Consider the following 16,445-nt stretch of genomic DNA (forward strand, 5'->3'; position numbering starts at 1 on the left):
AATATCAAGTGAATATTCATATGCAGATGTCAAATAACAACAAATGTGCTAGGACGATGCAATAATGATGGCGCGGAAATCGTTGACGTTGGTGCGGGTCGGCCCCGTGACGACCAGGTCGCCCAGTGCGGCGAACAAACTGTAGCCATCGTTATCGCGCAGCATGGCGGCGGCATCGAGCCCGCCTGCCGCCGCGCGCGCCAGCGTGTCGGGGCGCAGCAGTGCGCCGGCATTGTCTTCGGTGCCGTCGATGCCGTCGGTGTCGCAGGCGATCGCGTGCACGCCTTCCAAACCGCGCAGGGCAAGCGCCAGCGCCAGCAGGAATTCGGCATTCCGCCCGCCCCTGCCCTTCCCGCGCACCGTGACCGAGGTTTCGCCGCCGGACAGGATCACGCAGGGCCGCTGCAGGGGCTGGCCGTGCTCGATCACCTGGCGTGCAATTGCCGCATGGACGATTGCCACCTCGCGCGCCTCACCCTCGATGCTGTTCGACAGGATCAAGGGCGTGAATCCGGCTGCGCGGGCTGCCTCGGCTGCCGCATCGAGTGCCGCCTGGGCGGTGGCGATGACGACCGTCTTGTTGCGCGCCAGGCGCGGGTCGTCCGGACGTGGCGCGGCCAGGGCCGGGTCGGCCAGCACGGCGCGCGCCGCTTCCGACACGGCAATGCCGTACTGCTGGAGGATAGCGAGGGCATCGGCGCCGCTGCTGCCGTCGGGCACGGTGGGGCCGGAGGCGACCACGGCCGGATCGTCGCCCGGCACGTCGGACACCACCAGCGTCAGCACGCGCGCCGGGTAACACGCCAGCGCCAGGCGCCCGCCCTTCACCGCCGACAGGTGGCGCCGCACGCAGTTCATCTCGCCGATCGGCGCGCCGCTGCGCAGCAGCTGGCGGTTGATGTCGCGCTTCTCCTCCGCCGTGATGCCGGGCGCCGGCAGCGACAGCAAGGCCGAGCCGCCACCGGACATCAGGCACAGCACCAGGTCGTCCTCGGTAAGCCCCTGCACCAGTTCCAGCATGCGGGTGGCGGCGCGCACGCCGGCTTCGTCCGGCACCGGGTGGCCGGCCTCGACCACCTCGATGCGGCTGGTCGGTGCGCCATGGGCATAGCGCGTGACCACCAGGCCGCTCAGTTCGCCCTGCCAGTGCGCTTCGACCGCTTCCGCCATGCGCGCGGCTGCCTTGCCGGCGCCGATCACGATCGTGCGTCCGCGCGGCGGCGGCGGCAGGTGCTGCGCGATCAGCTTGGCGGGGTCGACGGCGGCGAGGGCCGATTGGAACAGATGGCTCAGGAACTGGCGGGGATCGAACGCTTCCAAACGGTTCTCCTGGGGTGGGATGGAACGATATTGACATAAAACCAAGGCAACGGCTCAGCTCACGCGAAAAAACGCTTTTTGCATATTTTTCAGAAAAACCCTTGCGCAATCGCTAGGGCTTAGCTATGATTCGGGCCTCTTCAGACGCAATGACAAGCGTTAGACGAAACGAATAAAGTGAGCGGGGCGCTTAGCTCAGTTGGTAGAGCGGATCCCTTACAAGGATTAGGTCGGGAGTTCGAGCCTCTCAGCGCCCACCAAGTTCAGTTTCAGAAAACGAAGAACCGATCAGTTAAAACGGAGCGGTAGTTCAGTTGGTTAGAATACCGGCCTGTCACGCCGGGGGTCGCGGGTTCGAGCCCCGTCCGCTCCGCCAGCATCAAAGAAAAAGGTCCGATTCGTCGGACCTTTTTCTTTTTCCGCACAGGAGTTCTCCCCCTGCGGGGAGTAATTCCGACCAATGGGAGGAATTACGTATTGGGGCTCGAAGGGATTCCCCTGCAAGGGAATCCGCGGCCCGCGGAACGTGGGCGAGCCCCGTCCGCTCCGCCAGCATCAAGAAAGAAGGGTCCGATTCGTCGGACCCTTCTTTCGTTTACGGCTCCATATAAGCAGCGCTTTCAATGGCCTGCGGCTGAGACCGTACGGTGGGCACCCGTGCCCACGCGGAACGACGCGCTAACGGAACGCTCGGGCGAACGTTGGCCAATGATCATGTGATCCGCGTCAAAGAGAGCGGCCACGGTGCATGCTTCCGCGTGGGCACGGGGTGCCCACCGTACGGTCGCCTTATCGATCAATCCCGCCTGAATGGCTTATTCACGCCATCCGGCGCACCGCCTCCCCCAACTCCACCCGATTGCGCCCATTGCGCTTGGCCTGGTACAAGGCGCGGTCCGCGCGCGCGAGCGCGGCCGGCAACTCCTCGTTGGCCTCGATCACGACCACGCCGATACTCACCGTCATCTCATAACTGTTGCCGCAGCTGGGCAGGCAGATCGCCATGGTGGCCTGGCGCAGGCGTTCGGCGGCCTGCAGGGCGCCTTCCAGGTCGGTGCCCGGCATCGCCAGCGCGAATTCCTCGCCGCCCATGCGGCCCAGGATGTCGTGCTCGCGCAGGGAGCCGCCGGCGGCGCGGGCAAACAGCACCAGCGCCTCGTCGCCACTGGCATGGCCAAAGCGGTCGTTGAGGCGTTTGAAGTGGTCGATGTCGATCATCAGCAGCGTGATCGGCTTGCGCAGCCGCAGCGCCAGCAGCCGCGCCTCGTTGGCACGGGCCAGGAAGGCGCGCCGGTTCAGCAGGCCGGTGAGGTCGTCGAGGGTCGCCAGGCGCTTCAAGACGGCATCGTTGCGCTGCTTCGACATCAAAAGGAAGCCGAAGCCGTTCACGATCATCAGCATGTAGCCGGAGATATAGCCCGCCATTTGGTGGCCATCGGCTTCGGTCATGTTCAGCTCCCCACGCAGGAAGGCGCCGACCGCCCAGCTCGCGATCGCCGCCCCGAACACGCCGTTGTTCACGCCAATGATCCGCTGCAGCAGCGTAGGATTCTTCAACCGTGGACTGAGCAGCACAAAGGCAGCCGAGATCGTTGACAGGGCGAACACGCAGGCCACCAGCCCCACGAGTTCGCCATAACTGGTCATTTCCAGCGGCACGATGCAGGCGGCCGCCAGCAGCGCCAGGCCGGCGATCGGAATGGCATAGCGTTTCCAGTTGCGCACTTCGAAGAAGGTGCAGAACGCGGCCACTTCCAGCGCCCAGCCGATGAACCAGCCCAGCGCTTCGACCAGCGCCAGCACTGGCAGCCCCAACTGCGGACGGGCAAAGGCCAGCAGCTGGGTGGCGCCGGTCACCAGGCGCGCACAGGTCCAGAAACGCAAGCCGGGGCTGGGTTCGGTGTCGCGGATGTACGCAACCATCAGCACGGCAAACGAAATGTTGCCGATGCCGAGTGCCAGCATATAGGTATGGATATCGATCACTGCATTCCTTGCGGGAGCATCAGCATGACGAAAACATCAAATTTGTCTGCGCAACGCTATAAAAATGCTAACAACTATTTCCCAAAGGAATCATATTACCGTCTTTTGCCCTTGCTGTTCGCACGATTGGGCGATTTAGATACCAGTCTCGCGTCGCGCGGGGCAAGTGCCGCATGACAAGGACTGATGCAATGTCGTGCATACACAACAGGAATGAAAAGGCCAGCCACGCATCCCTGCGCGGCTGGCCTTGATCGGAACCGACAATACGCTTACTTGCGCGGCGCCTTCGGCTTGGTCTTGATGGTCGACAGGATCGACGGCCGCGTCTTTTCCGGCGCGGCAGCAGCGGCGCGTCCGCCGGCACCGGCACGCTCGGGCTGGCGCTTTGCCGCGGCCTGGGCATTCACCACATGCGGAGCCGGCATGCCATTGCCGCGCTTGGCCACCGGCGCCGGCGGCGTACGGGCGGCCGGCGTACGGGCAGCCGGCGTACGGGCAACCGGCTGGCGTGCCGTACGCGCACCGGTCTCGCGCACCGCGGGCACGGCGCCCTCTTCCGACGGATGCCAGGCCGGCACCAGGTGGCGCTCACCATTGCCGATCAAATCGCCGCGGCCCATCTTGACCAGGGTCTCGCGCAGGATCGGCCAATTCTCCGGGTGGTGCCAGCGCAGGAAGGCCTTATGGGCCTTGCGCATCTTGCCGCTGCGCGCGGTTTCCACGACTTCCGAGTCTTCCGTCACCTTTTTCAGCGGATTCTTGCGGCTGTGGTACATGGTCGTCGCCATCGCCATCGGGGTCGGCGTGAAGGTCTGCACCTGGTCCAGCTTGAAGTTGTTCTTCTTCAGCCACAGGGCCAGGTTCAGCATGTCCTCGTCGGTCGAGCCGGGGTGGGCGGCGATAAAGTAGGGAATCAGGTACTGCTTCTTGCCGGCCTCGATCGAATACTTCTCGAACATGCGCTTGAACTCGTCGTAGGCGCCGATGCCCGGCTTCATCATCTTCGACAGCGTGCCCTGCTCGGTGTGCTCGGGTGCGATCTTCAGCAGGCCGCCCACGTGGTGGGTGACCAGTTCCTTCACGTATTCCGGCGAGCGCACGGCCAGGTCGTAACGCAAGCCCGAGCCGATCAGGATCTTCTTCACGCCGGGAATCGCGCGCGCCTTGCGGTACAGCGAGATCAGCTTGCTGTGGTCGGTACCGAGGTTGCTGCAGATGGTCGGGTACACGCAGGAAAGGCGGCGGCAGGATTCCTCGATGCTCTTTTCCTTGCACGCGAGGCGGTACATGTTGGCCGTCGGGCCGCCAAGGTCGGTAATGGTGCCGGCGAAGTTCTTGGTCGTGTCGCGGATCAGCTCGATCTCGCGCAGGATCGACGGCTCCGAACGGCTCTGGATGATGCGGCCTTCGTGCTCGGTAATCGAGCAGAAGGTGCAGCCGCCGAAGCAGCCGCGCATGATGTTCACCGAGTAGCGGATCATTTCCCACGCCGGGATATGGGCCTTGCCGTAGCTCGGGTGCGGCGCGCGGGCGTACGACAGGTCGTAGACGTTGTCCATCTCGTCCATGGCCAGCGGCAGCGGCGGCGGGTTCAGCCAGACGTCGCGGTCGCCATGGGCCTGCACCAGCGCGCGGGCATTGCCCGGGTTCGATTCCAGGTGGAACACGCGCGAGGCGTGGGCATACATCACCGGGTCTTCGCTGACGGTTTCAAAGCTCGGCAGGCGCACCACGGTCTTCGCCGCCTTTTCGCGGGCGGCGGCCTGGCGCTGTTCGCGCGTCATGATGATGACCGGTTTGACTTCCGGCTCCGGCGCGGCATTGTCCAGCGCGCAGGCTTTCGGGTCTTCCAGCGCCATCGCATACGGGTTCGGCTGCTTGTCGATGCGGCCCGGCACATCCACGCGGGTGGAATTGTGCACAGACCATTCTTCGTCCGGCAGCCAGCCCTGCGGCACCAGGAAGGCGGTGCCGCGCAAGTCGCGGATGTTCTTGATGTTCTCGCCCGCGGCAATGCGGCGCGTGACGTCGACCAGGGCGCGTTCGGCGTTACCGAAGATCAGCAGGTCGGCTTTCGACTCGAACAGCACCGAGCGGCGCACCTTGTCGGACCAGTAATCGTAGTGGGCGATGCGGCGCAGCGAGGCCTCGATCGAGCCGACGATGACCGGCACGCCGGGATAGGCTTCGCGCACGCGCTGGGCATACACGGTGACGGCGCGGTCCGGGCGTTTATTGGGCTCGGCGTTCGGGGTATAGGCGTCGTCGGAACGGATCTTGCGGTCGGCCGTGTACCGGTTGACCATCGAGTCCATGTTGCCGGCGGTGATGCCCCAGTACAGGTTGGGCTTGCCCAGCGCGCGAAACGGGTCCACCGAGGTCCAGTCGGGCTGGCTGATGATGCCGACCTTGTAGCCTTGTGCCTCTAACAGACGCCCGACCAGGGCCATGCCGAAGCTCGGGTGGTCGATGTAGGCGTCGCCGGTGACGAGGATGATGTCGCAGGAATCCCAGCCGAGCGCGTCCATTTCGGCGCGGGTCATCGGCAGGAAAGGCGCGGCAGGTGCGCGGCTGGAGCGCTTGGGCACGCTCGCGAAGAGATTGGCTGGGGAGTTCATTGGCCGGCATTGTACCGGAATTCCCCTTTTGCGGCTGCTCCCTGCCCGGAAAATTGCTTACATTTCAATGACTTGTGGCTGAGCAGCCTCTCTTTTCGGCGCTTCAGATGCCCATGTTCGACAGGATGCTGCCGAGTTCGTTCAGCGTGGTGGCCACTTTCGGGTGGCGCGCAGTGAAGCGGGCGCTCAGTTCCTGGGTGCGCGAGCCGAGGCCATAGGTGTTGGCGTCGAGGTCCTGGTCGGCGCGGCGCTCGAGCACCTGCTTGATGTCGCCATCGAGCTGGCGCAGCAGCATCTGCAGTTCCTCGTCGACCTCGTCGGTTTCCGACAAGCTGCGGTGCAGGGTCTTCAGGCGTGTTTTCAGGTCCGGATCGTTCTCGTTCAGCATGGCATTCTCGCTAGTTGGGGAAGCGGGTCTCGAGATACAGCTTCTCGACCTCTTCGCGCGCCCAGGGCGTGCGGCGCAAAAACTTTAGGCTCGACTTGATGCTCGGATCTTTCTGGAAACAGTTGATATCGATCCGGCGGCCGAGTCCGTCCCAGCCGTAGTGCTCGACCAGGCGGGTTAACAGCGATTCTAAAGTAATACCGTGGAGGGACTGAACACTCATCGCTTGAGGGGATTTTTCGTTGTGGGAATCGAGGTGTTTATACACCGGATTCGGTGGGCGGTGGGGTATTCATGGACACGAAAAAAGACGGTGGGCACGAGTGCCCACCCTACAACATCCGAACCGTCGCAGGCTTCGGTTTTGTAGGGTGGGCTCTCGAGCCCACGCGGTACATCATCGGATCAATCGAAATGTTGCCGGCACGGCCATGCGTGCCGGCATATCAACGATTACTCCCCGGTCAACCCACGACGCTCCAGCAGCGGCTGCACCTGCGCATCACGCCCGCTGAAATTACGGTACATCTGCATCGCATCGAGCGTGCCGCCCCGCGACAGCAGGGTCTTGCGGAAGTGGTCGCCGTTCTTGCGGGTCAGGCCGCCATTTTCCTTGAACCAGTTGACGGTATCCGCGTCCAGCTTCTCGGCCCACAGGTAACCGTAGTAACCAGCCGAATAGCCGCCCGAGAAGGTGTGCGAGAAGTAGGTCGTGCGGTAGCGCGGCGGCACCGGTGCGAAGTCGACGCCGGCCTTCTTCAGTGCCTCGGCTTCAAACGCCAGCACGTCGGTCGGGATCTGCGATGGGCTCAGCTGGTGCCAGGCCTGATCCAGCAGCGACGCGGCCAGGTACTCGGTGGTGCGGTAGCCTTCGTTGAATTGCTGCGAAGCCTGCACCTTGTCGAGCAGTTCCTTCGGCATCGGTTCGCCGGTCTGGTAGTGCTTGGCGTAGTTGGCCAGCACTTCCGGCCAGGCCATCCACATCTCGTTCACCTGCGACGGGAACTCGACGTAGTCGCGCGGCACGCGCGACAGGCGCGGGTATTTCACTTCCGAGAACATGCTGTGCAGCGCGTGGCCGAACTCGTGGAAGGTCGTGCGCACTTCGTCGTAGGTCAGCAGGGTCGGCTCGCCGGCGGCCGGCTTGGCGATGTTCAGGTTGTTCGCGATGACCGGCTTCGTGCCCAGCAGCTTGCTTTGGCCGACGTGGGCATTGGCCCAGGCGCCGCCGCGCTTGTTGGCGCGCGCGTACGGGTCGAAGGTGAAGATCGCCAGCTGCGAGCCGTCGGCGTCGAACACGTCGAAGGTGCGCACGTCTTCCACGTAGGTCGGCAGGTCCTTGCGTTCCTTGAAGGTCAGGCCGAATTCCTTGTTCGCGGCGAAGAACACGCCGTCCTGCAGGACGCGGTTCAGCTCGAAGTAAGGACGCAGCTGCGAAGCGTCGAAGGCGTAGCGCTGCTGGCGCACCTTGTCGCTGTAGAAGTTCCAGTCGTGGGCGGCGACCTTGAAGCCACCCTTCTCGGCATCGATCACCTTCTGGATCTCGGCCGCTTCCTTCTTGGCGTTGTTCACGGCCGGCTTGGCGAATTCGGCCAGCAGGCTGTTGACGGCGCCGGTGGTCTTCGCGGTCTGGTCTTCCAGGTTGTAGGCGGCGAAGTTCGGGTAGCCCAGCAGCACGGCGCGTTCGGCGCGCAGCTTGGCGATTTTGAGGACCACGTCGCGGTTGTCGAACTCGCCGCCGTGCGAACCGCGCGCCAGCGATGCGGCCAGCAGCTTCTCGCGGGTGGCGCGGTTGGTCAGCACCGACAGGCCGGCTTGCTGGGTGGTGTTCACGACCGGGATCACGAACTTGCCGTCCAGGCCGCGCTTCTTGCCTTCGGCGGCGGCGGCGTCGATCTGCTTGTCGGTCATGCCGGCCAGTTCTTCGCGGGTGTTCACGACCAGGGCCGAAGCGTTGGCTTCCTTCAGCACGTTCTGGGCGAACTGGGTCGACAGTGCGGCCAGTTGGCTGTTCATCGCCTTCAGCTTCTGCTTGTCGGCCTCCGACAACTGCGCGCCGGCGCGCACGAAGTCGGTGTGGTAGCGCTCGAGCAGGTACTTCGACTCGGCGTCCAGGTTCAGCTTGTCGCGCTTGTCGTACAGCGCCTTGATGCGCGCGTACAGCTTGGGATTGAGGCGGATCGCGTCGTTGTGGGCAGCCTGTTTCGGCGCCAGTTCCTTGGCCAGGGCTTGCAGGGTGTCGTTGGTGTAGGAGCCTTGCAGGGTGCCGAAGGCCGCGCCGACGCGGTCGAGCAGGCGGCCCGAGCGCTCCATGGCGACGATGGTGTTCTCGAAGGTCGGCGCCGCCTTGTTGTTGGCGATCGCTTCCATCTCCGCCGCTTCCTGGCGCATGCCTTCTGCGAAGGCCGGCGCGAAGTGCTCGTTCTTGATCTTGTCGAACGGCGGGTACTGGTACTGCAGGGTGCTCGGCTTGGCGAACGGGTTCGAGGCTTCCAGCATCGAAGCAGGTTGGGCATAGGCCAGGTTCGCGACGGCGACGCTGGCGGCGATCAGCAGGAGTTGGGGACGGGTCATGGGGTCTCTGTTTCTAGTGTGGTGCGGTGAAAAATTCAGGGTTCCGTGGTGGCGTCGTTCCGCGTGGGCACGGAGTGCCCACCCTACGGTCAACGCTATTGGCAAGGATCGGCGACGCTTGTGTTCAAGCGATCTGAACCGTACGGTGGGCACTCCGTGCCCACGCGGAACGATGATCATTGTTGGCGGTGCTCTCGCATACCGCCAACGCCAACCATCACTGCGTCAAACCACGACGCTCAAGCAGCGGCTCGATGATCGGATCGCGCCCGCGGAAGTTGCGGAACAAATCCATTGCATCGGCCGTGCCGCCGCGCGACAGCAGGGTCTTGCGGAAGTGGTCGCCGTTCTTGCGCGACAGGCCGCCGTTCTCGGTGAACCACTGCACCGTATCCGCGTCGAGCTTTTCGCTCCACAGGTAGGCGTAGTAGCCGGCCGAGTAGCCGCCGTTCATCGAGTGCGAGAAGTAGGTCGTGCGGTAGCGCGGCGGCACCGGTGCGAAGTCGACGCCGGCATCCTTCAGCGCCTTGGCTTCGAACGCCAGCACGTCGGTCGGCACCTGGGCCGGGGTCAGCTGGTGCCAGCGCTGGTCGAGCAGCGAAGCCGACAGGTATTCGGTGGTCACGAAGCCCATGTTGAACTTCTTCGAGGCGACCACTTTATCGAGCAGCTCCTTCGGCATCGGCGCACCGGTCTTGTGGTGCTTGGCGTAGTTGGCCAGCACTTCCGGCCAGGTGGCCCACATCTCGTTCACCTGCGACGGGTACTCGACGAAGTCGCGCGGCACGTTGGTGCCCGAGAAGTGCGGGTACTTCACGTCCGAGAACATGCCGTGCAGCGCGTGGCCGAACTCGTGGAAGGCGGTGCGCACTTCGTCGTAGGTGAGCAGGGTCGGCTCGCCGGCGGCCGGCTTCGGAATGTTCAGGTGGTTGCCGACCACCGGGTGGCGGTCCAGCAGGTGCGACTGCGACACATACTCGTTCATCCAGGCGCCGCCCTGCTTGTTGGCGCGCGCGTACGGGTCGAAGATGAAGATCGCCAGCTGCTTGCCGTTGGCGTCGATGACGTCGAAGGTGCGCACGTCCGGGTCATACACCGGCAGGTCCTTGCGTTCCTTGAAGGTGATGCCGTATTCCTTGGTGGCGGCGAAGAAGACGCCGTTCACCAGCACGTTGTTCAGTTCGAAGTAAGGGCGCAGCTGGCTTTCGTCGAAGTTGTACTGGGCGGCGCGCACTTTATCCGTGTAGTAGGCCCAGTCGTGGGCCGCGATCTGGAAGCCGCCCTTTTCGGCGTCGACGATCTTCTGCATCTCGGCCGCTTCTTTCTTCGCGTTGTTCACGGCCGGCTTGGCCAGTTCGGCCAGCAGCTTGTTCACGGCGGCCGGGTTCTTCGCGGTTTCCAGTTCCTGCGAATAGGCGGCGTAGTTCGGGTAGCCCAGCAGGACGGCGCGTTCGGCGCGCAGCTTGGCCAGGCGCAGCACCAGGTCGCGGCTGTCGAATTCGCCGCCGCGGCTGCCGCGCGCCATCGACGCCGCCTGCAGGCGCTCGCGCACGGCGCGGTTGGTCAGGCTGGAGAGCGGCGGCTGGATCGTGGTGTTGACGATGGCGATGACGTACTTGCCGTCCATGCCGCGCTTCTTGGCTTCGGCGGCGGCGGCGGTGATTTCGGCATCCGACAAACCGGCCAGTTCTTCGCGGGTGTTGACCACCAGCGCCGAGGCGTTGGCTTCCTTCAGCACGCGCTGCGAGAACTCCGATTGCAGCGAAGCGATCTGGCCGTTGTAGGCCTTCAGCTTTTCCTTGTCGGCGTTCGAGAGCTTGGCGCCGGCGCGCACGAATTCCTTGTAGTAGCGCTCGAGCAGGTGCTTGGCTTCGGCGTCCAGGCCGAGCGTGTCGCGCTTGGCGTGCAGGGTCTCGACACGCTTGAACAGGTTCGGGTTCAGGTAGATGGCGTCGCCATGCGCGGCCAGCTTCGGCGACATCTCGCGGTCGACGGCGTCCAGGCGGTCGTTCGTGTTCGCGGTCTGCAAATTCGAGAAGGTGGCGGACACACGCGACAGCATCTGGCCCGAGCGCTCCATCGCGACAATGGTGTTTTCGAACGTCGGCGCCGCCTTGTTGTTGGCGATGCTGGCCACTTCGCGCAGCTGCTCGCGCATGCCGGCTTCAAAGGCGGGCAGGAAGTGCTCGTCCTTGATCTTGTCGAAGGCCGGGTAGTTGAACGGCAGGGTGCTGGGCTTGGCGAAGGGATTCGATGCATCCAGGGCAGTGCCGGAACCGGCCGGAGCGGCGAAAGCGGTGCCGGCGAACGCCAGGCTGGCCGCGATGATGAGCATGGTTGGGCGTTTCATTGTCTCTCTCACGAATTCGACTTGGGCTGCCCGCGGGATCGCCGCGCGGCAGGTGCGCCGGAGATCATAACAGGCTTTGTTTCCGTATCGTCACAGTGAAACAAAGTGCTAACAAACGCGCAGGGACAGGGGTATTGACGGTGTTTACACGCAGCTTGACGCCTATTTTTCGAAATTTTTGCGGTATTCGGCGAAGGGTTCCAGGCCCATGCTGGCGCGGCGTTCGTCGATGTGTTCGAAGTCCTCGACCGGCAGCAGGAAGGTCTTGCCGTCCTGGTTGGTCTGGAACTGGCTGCCGTAGATCTGCTTCTGCTGGTCTTGCGTGAGCACGCGGTCGATCGACAGCGCCAGGTGGTTCGGTGTGATTTCACCGTCCGCCGCCGCCGCTTTCATCAGCACCAGGCAGCGCTTCAGGAAGTCGTCCGTGCCATGCTGGGCGATCAGCCAGGCGGCGTTCGCGGCCCGGTGTCCAACCTGGGAGATGCGCGGCCAGCCCTTTTCGGCAATGATCCGGGCCAGGCGCTCTTCACGTACGCGGTCGTTCTCCTGCCAGCGTTTGATGAACGCCGCGTCGGGCTGCCTGGGGATGTTCTTGCGAAAATCCTGGTCTTCTTCCCCCATGCGAAGCAGCTCGGCCGCCAGTTCCGGCTCGGGCAGCTTGGCCGGATACAGCAGGAAGTCGCGTGCACCGGTGGTCTGCGGATCGAAGACGAGCTTCGGTTCGGCTTCCCAGCCGGGTGCCTGCAGGCGCACGCGGTACATGCCCGGGCTCGGCAAGTCGATACGGTAGCGGCCATTCTCGACGCTGCCGACAAGGACAGTCTTCTCGCCGCGCCGGTCGGCTTCGACTTCGATGGACGAGGGCAGCGTGCCGGTCGAACTGCGGATCAGGCCGCTGAACTCGACCGCCTGGGCGGCAGTGGCCAGCAGCGGCAGGGCAAACAACAGGACGCGTGGACGAAACGCCATGGCAGACTCGATTAGTTTTAAATTGGCAAGATTCTCGCACAGTTCCCGGTTGGATTGTCAGGATGCCATGCCTGTTGCCAGGCAGTGAAGAAGCAGCGCTGCGTGCTAGCATCCGCCTGTCACGATCGCCCTTTTCCTTCATGCTTCCCAAGCTGCATCCCTCATATGACGCCGTCGTCGCCGGCAGCGGCCCTGGCGGCGCCAGTACGGCGCGCGAACTGGCCCGCGCCGGCATGCGCGTGCTGGTGCTGGAACAGGGCAGCGCCGCCCCGCTGACCGGTACGGTAACGCAGATGGCGGCGATGGCCGCCGTTCCCGGCAAGGGCGCCTGGCTGCACCGCGACGCTTCGCTGCTGGTCGGCGGCGTCACCCTCGGCGGCAGCTCGGCCATCAACTTCGCCACCGCCGCCCCGCCACCGCAGGCCATGTTCGCGCGCCACGGTATCGACCTGGCGCCGGCCCTGGGCGCATTGCGCGCCGAACTACCGCTGGCGCCCCTGCCCGATTCGCTGGTCGGTCCGATGGCCGCGCGCATGATGGCGGCCGCCCGTTCGCTCTCGCTCGACTGGCGCAAGCTCGACAAGATGATCCGCCCCGCCGCCTGCCGCAGCGGCTGCTGGCGTTGCGTGTATGGCTGCCCTTACGGCGCCAAGTGGACGGCGCGCGACTTCATCGACGAGGCCTGCCGCGCCGGCGCCCGACTGGTGGACCGTGCCCGCGTGCTGCGTGTGCTGGTGCAAGATGGCCGCGCGGCCGGAGTCGAGGTCGACATGCAAGGCAGCGTGCAGACGATCTCGGCGCCGATTGTGGTGCTGGCTGGCGGCGGCATCGGCAGTCCGCGCATCCTGCACGCCTCAGGTCTCGGCCCGCGCCGCGTGCCCTTCTTCAGCGACCCGGTGGTGGCGGTGATGGGCACGGTGGACGATATCGATGGCGGAGCTGAAGTGCCAATGGCGGCCGGCCTGCACCTGCACGACGAGGGCGTCGCGCTGGCTGATTTGACGCTGCCGCAACCGATGTATGCGGCATTCGCGGCGCAGGTGGGCCGGGTCGACCGTTTGTTCGCGCACCGCCGCACCCTGTCGATGATGGTCAAGATCCGCGACGAGATCGGCGGCAGCGTCGGTCCGCGCTGGGCCGACAAGACGCTGCAGGCGAGCGACCGCAGGAAGCTGGCGCATGGGGTAGCGATGGCAAAGGCGATCCTGCGCGAGGCGGGCGCGCATCACATCTTCAAGTCCTGGCATTTCGCCGCGCACCCGGGCGGCAGCGTGCGCATCGGGGAAGGCGTCGATGCGGATTTGCAGACGCCGACGCCGGGCTTGTTCGTGTGCGACGCGTCGGTGATTCCCGAGCCCTGGGGCTTGCCGCCGACCTTGAGCTTGCTGTGCCTGGGCAAGCGCCTGGGTGAGCGGCTCGGCGCAGGTTCGTAGGGTGGACACCTGTGTCCACGCGGTCCGGCTTTTGCAGGTCGATCAACATCCAGAGCCGCGTACGGTGGGTCGGTCCGCGTGCGGCTCGAACCCACCTAGGACAACACGATCAGTAATGCGGCGGACGCTCGTTGATCGGGTTCTGGCCCGCCTCCTGCAGGTTGCGGATGTGCTCGGCCAGCTTGGCGACCATGGCTTCGAGCTGGTCGATCTTGCGCGCCTGCTGGTACACGGTCTGGTTCAGCGTGTCGACCAGGTCTTCCTGCAGCGCCAGCTTGATTTCGATATCGACAAAACGGTCTTCGTGGTCCACGGGGGTCTTTTCAGAATACAGATTAAGGAGCCGGCATTATGCCGGGTTTCGTAGGGTGGGCACTCCGTGCCCACGCGGTACAGGCGTGTCCTTGCACCTGCGGCGGTGATCGATCGCTCGTACCGTTTCGGCGATTACGTACGCTTGAATATCGCCCTTCGAATACTGTGCGAGCGATTCATTGCGGCCGCAGGTGCAATCACGAACACGTAGCGCGTGGGCACGGAGTGCCCACCCTACGGAAAACGGCGGCGATGCATCAGCCTACCGGGTAGCGCTAGAGGTGATCACGCCACCGGATTCGGCGCGTCCGGCTTCGGCGTCGCCAGCAAGGCCTTCAAACTGGCCAGCCGGTCCTTCGGGCTGATGATTTCGCTTTCCTTCGGTGGCGCATCGCCCTCGTCCAGCGCCATCTCCTTGATGAAGCGCGAGGGGTCGCAGTGAACCAGCTCGCCCGCGCGCTTCCTCTTCTTGCACCAGGTGATCTGCAAGGTGCGCTGGGCGCGCGTGATCCCCACGTACATCAGGCGCCGCTCTTCCTGGATGCGTGCGGCGATCTTCTCGATCGGGTCGTCCGGGTCGCCCTTGTGCGGCAAAATCCCCTCTTCCACGCCCACCAAAAACACGTGCGGATACTCCAGCCCTTTCGAGGCGTGCAGGGTCGACATGCGCACCGCGTCCGGCGTTTCGTCCTGGCCCTCGAGCATGGACATCAGCGCCACCATCTGCGTCAATTCGAGCAGGTTCTTTTCCTCGCCATCGCGGTCACGCCCGCCACGGCCGCGTTCCTTCAGCCAGTTGGTGAACTCCAGCACGTTCTGCCATTTACTTTGCGCCGCACGGTCGTCGAAGTTCTCGTACAGGTAGTGCTCGTAGTTCATCTCCTTCATCATGTCGTCCAGCACCTCGGCGGCATTGTCGCCGCTGCCGGACGGGCCGGGCCGCGTGGCACGGTCCTCCAAGTCGTCGATGAAGCGGCAGAAGTCGCGCAGCGGGTGCAGCTGGCGGTCCTGCAATTTGGCTTCGATGCCGCCCTTGCCGGCCGCCTCGAACAGCGAGCAGTTCCACTGGCGCGAGAATTCGCCCAGCACTTCCAGCGTGGCCATGCCGACGCCGCGTTTCGGCGTGGTGACGGCGCGGATGAAGGCCGGGTCGTCGTCCTGGTTCGCGATCAGGCGCAGGTAGGCGATGATGTCCTTGATCTCGGCTTTATCGAAGAAGCTCTGCCCGCCCGACATCGTGTACGGAATGCGTTCCTTGCGCAGCGCCTGCTCCATCACGCGCGCCTGGTGGTTGCCGCGGTAGAGGATGGCGTAGTCCGACCACTTGTTCTTGCGCTGGAAGTGGTCGGCCGAGATCATGATCGCCACCTGGTCGGCTTCCTGGTCGTCGTTCTGCATGCCCATCACCTTGATCGGCTCGCCCAGGCCGTGTTCCGACCAGAGCGACTTCTCGAACAGCTTCGGGTTATTGCCGATGACGGCATTCGCCGCCTGCAGGATGCGCGTGGTGGAGCGGTAGTTCTGTTCCAGCTTGATGACGCGCAGGTCGGGGAAGTCGACCTGCAGCGTCTTCAGGTTTTCGACCGAGGCGCCGCGCCAGGCATAAATCGCCTGGTCGTCGTCGCCGACGGCCGTGAACATCGGCTTCTTGCCGATGCCGGTGACCAGCAGTTTCACCAGCTCGTACTGGCAGGTATTCGTGTCCTGGTACTCGTCCATCAGCAGGTAGCGCAGGCGGCGCTGCCAGCGGTCGCGGATCGGGTCGTTATTCCGGAACAGCTCCACCGGCAGGCGGATCAAGTCATCGAAGTCGACTGCCTGGTAGGCCTGCAGCGTGGCCACGTAGCTGCGGTAGACGCGCCCGGCCTGGGCTTCGTCCTCGTCCTTGGCCTGCTTGATCGCGTCGTCCGGGTCGACCAGGCCGTTCTTCCACAGCGAGATGGCGTTCTGGATGCGGCGGATTTCCTGCTTGTCGGTGGTGAGGCCAAGATCGGAGACGATGGTGTAGCAATCGTCGCTGTCCATGATCGAGAACTTGTCCTTCAGGCCGACGCCGGCCGCTTCCTGGCGCAGGATCTTCACGCCCAGCGAGTGGAAGGTCGAGACGGTCAGCTGCTTGGCCTGCTTCGGCTGTTTCAGCAGCTTGGCGATACGCTCCTGCATCTCGAGCGCGGCCTTGTTGGTGAAGGTGAGCGCGGCGATCGTGCGCGGATCATAGCCGCGGTCTTCGATCATGTAGGCGATCTTCTGGGTGATCACCCGCGTCTTGCCCGAGCCGGCGCCGGCCAGCACCAGGCAGGGGCCGTCGAGATAGAGCACGGCTTCGCTTTGCGGCCCGTTCAGGCCGAACTTTGGTGCATTGGACATGGGGATGCAATCGTGAGGACAGCTGAGTATTGTAGCGAAGCCGGCGCGGCTGTGCGCGGCGAACTTGGCGCTTTCTGGCCGCTTCCCGGGAGCGCCCTGGTCGATCCGGCAATCTTGCTGTG

Annotated in this window: 11 protein-coding genes and 2 tRNA genes; 3 read left to right on the forward strand and 10 right to left on the reverse strand. The window is 64.4% G+C overall.

Annotation, left to right across the window (positions count from 1 at the left end; genetic code table 11):
- Positions 1-48 precede the first annotated feature (48 nt).
- Positions 49-1,320, reverse strand: coding sequence for a glycerate kinase type-2 family protein (locus ACWYRN_RS07830; RefSeq protein ID WP_488691886.1), 1,272 nt, complete (start codon positions 1,318-1,320; stop codon positions 49-51).
- 184 nt (positions 1,321-1,504) lie between these two features.
- Here ACWYRN_RS07830 and ACWYRN_RS07835 point away from each other — a divergent pair.
- Positions 1,505-1,580 (forward strand) — tRNA-Val (locus ACWYRN_RS07835).
- A gap of 39 nt (positions 1,581-1,619) precedes the next feature.
- A tRNA-Asp gene (locus tag ACWYRN_RS07840) sits at positions 1,620-1,696 on the forward strand.
- A gap of 443 nt (positions 1,697-2,139) precedes the next feature.
- Here the strand turns inward: ACWYRN_RS07840 and ACWYRN_RS07845 are convergent.
- The 7 genes from ACWYRN_RS07845 to ACWYRN_RS07875 all read right to left on the reverse strand — a co-directional run bounded on the left by ACWYRN_RS07845 (position 2,140) and on the right by ACWYRN_RS07875 (position 12,208).
- Positions 2,140-3,306 (reverse strand): GGDEF domain-containing protein, encoded by a 1,167-nt coding sequence (locus tag ACWYRN_RS07845; RefSeq protein ID WP_488691887.1) that lies wholly within the window; start codon positions 3,304-3,306, stop codon positions 2,140-2,142.
- A 272-nt stretch (positions 3,307-3,578) separates the two neighbouring features.
- On the reverse strand, positions 3,579-5,927 hold the full coding sequence (locus ACWYRN_RS07850; protein ID WP_488691888.1) for a YgiQ family radical SAM protein: 2,349 nt from the start codon (positions 5,925-5,927) through the stop codon (positions 3,579-3,581).
- Positions 5,928-6,030: 103 nt separating this feature from the next.
- A complete protein-coding gene (locus ACWYRN_RS07855; protein WP_229436483.1) occupies positions 6,031-6,315 on the reverse strand; it encodes a DUF4404 family protein in 285 nt (94 codons plus the stop codon).
- Between the two features lie 10 nt (positions 6,316-6,325).
- Positions 6,326-6,538: a VF530 family protein gene (locus ACWYRN_RS07860; RefSeq protein WP_229436482.1), complete on the reverse strand. Its 213-nt coding sequence runs from the start codon at positions 6,536-6,538 to the stop codon at positions 6,326-6,328.
- A gap of 230 nt (positions 6,539-6,768) precedes the next feature.
- Positions 6,769-8,889: a M3 family metallopeptidase gene (locus tag ACWYRN_RS07865; protein ID WP_488691889.1), complete on the reverse strand. Its 2,121-nt coding sequence runs from the start codon at positions 8,887-8,889 to the stop codon at positions 6,769-6,771.
- Between the two features lie 217 nt (positions 8,890-9,106).
- Positions 9,107-11,239 carry a M3 family metallopeptidase gene (locus tag ACWYRN_RS07870; protein ID WP_488691890.1) on the reverse strand — a complete coding sequence of 711 codons (2,133 nt, stop codon included), beginning with the start codon at positions 11,237-11,239 and terminating at the stop codon, positions 9,107-9,109.
- A gap of 162 nt (positions 11,240-11,401) precedes the next feature.
- Positions 11,402-12,208, reverse strand: a complete 807-nt coding sequence (locus ACWYRN_RS07875; RefSeq protein ID WP_488691891.1) for a DUF6624 domain-containing protein — start codon at positions 12,206-12,208, stop codon at positions 11,402-11,404.
- 140 nt (positions 12,209-12,348) lie between these two features.
- Between ACWYRN_RS07875 and ACWYRN_RS07880 the strand changes: the two genes are divergently transcribed.
- Positions 12,349-13,641, forward strand: coding sequence for an FAD-dependent oxidoreductase (locus tag ACWYRN_RS07880; RefSeq protein WP_488691892.1), 1,293 nt, complete (start codon positions 12,349-12,351; stop codon positions 13,639-13,641).
- 109 nt (positions 13,642-13,750) lie between these two features.
- Here ACWYRN_RS07880 and ACWYRN_RS07885 read toward each other — a convergent pair whose 3' ends face one another.
- Both ACWYRN_RS07885 and ACWYRN_RS07890 read right to left on the reverse strand, forming a co-directional pair.
- Positions 13,751-13,954, reverse strand: a complete 204-nt coding sequence (locus tag ACWYRN_RS07885) for a SlyX family protein (protein ID WP_488691893.1) — start codon at positions 13,952-13,954, stop codon at positions 13,751-13,753.
- Between the two features lie 287 nt (positions 13,955-14,241).
- Positions 14,242-16,323 carry a UvrD-helicase domain-containing protein gene (locus ACWYRN_RS07890; protein ID WP_488691894.1) on the reverse strand — a complete coding sequence of 694 codons (2,082 nt, stop codon included), beginning with the start codon at positions 16,321-16,323 and terminating at the stop codon, positions 14,242-14,244.
- Positions 16,324-16,445 lie beyond the last annotated feature (122 nt).

Source organism: Massilia sp. BAP21, from assembly GCF_057801335.1.

Excerpts from the sequence above, each read along its gene's own strand:
- ACWYRN_RS07850 (WP_488691888.1), bottom strand. The coding sequence starts at position 5,927 with ATGAACTCCCCAGCCAATCTCTTCGCGAGCGTGCCCAAGCGCTCCAGC.
- ACWYRN_RS07855 (WP_229436483.1), bottom strand. The coding sequence starts at position 6,315 with ATGCTGAACGAGAACGATCCGGACCTGAAAACACGCCTGAAGACCCTG.
- ACWYRN_RS07860 (WP_229436482.1), bottom strand. The coding sequence starts at position 6,538 with ATGAGTGTTCAGTCCCTCCACGGTATTACTTTAGAATCGCTGTTAACC.
- ACWYRN_RS07865 (WP_488691889.1), bottom strand. The coding sequence starts at position 8,889 with ATGACCCGTCCCCAACTCCTGCTGATCGCCGCCAGCGTCGCCGTCGCG.
- ACWYRN_RS07870 (WP_488691890.1), bottom strand. The coding sequence starts at position 11,239 with ATGAAACGCCCAACCATGCTCATCATCGCGGCCAGCCTGGCGTTCGCC.
- ACWYRN_RS07875 (WP_488691891.1), bottom strand. The coding sequence starts at position 12,208 with ATGGCGTTTCGTCCACGCGTCCTGTTGTTTGCCCTGCCGCTGCTGGCC.
- ACWYRN_RS07880 (WP_488691892.1), top strand. The coding sequence starts at position 12,349 with ATGCTTCCCAAGCTGCATCCCTCATATGACGCCGTCGTCGCCGGCAGC.
- ACWYRN_RS07890 (WP_488691894.1), bottom strand. The coding sequence starts at position 16,323 with ATGTCCAATGCACCAAAGTTCGGCCTGAACGGGCCGCAAAGCGAAGCC.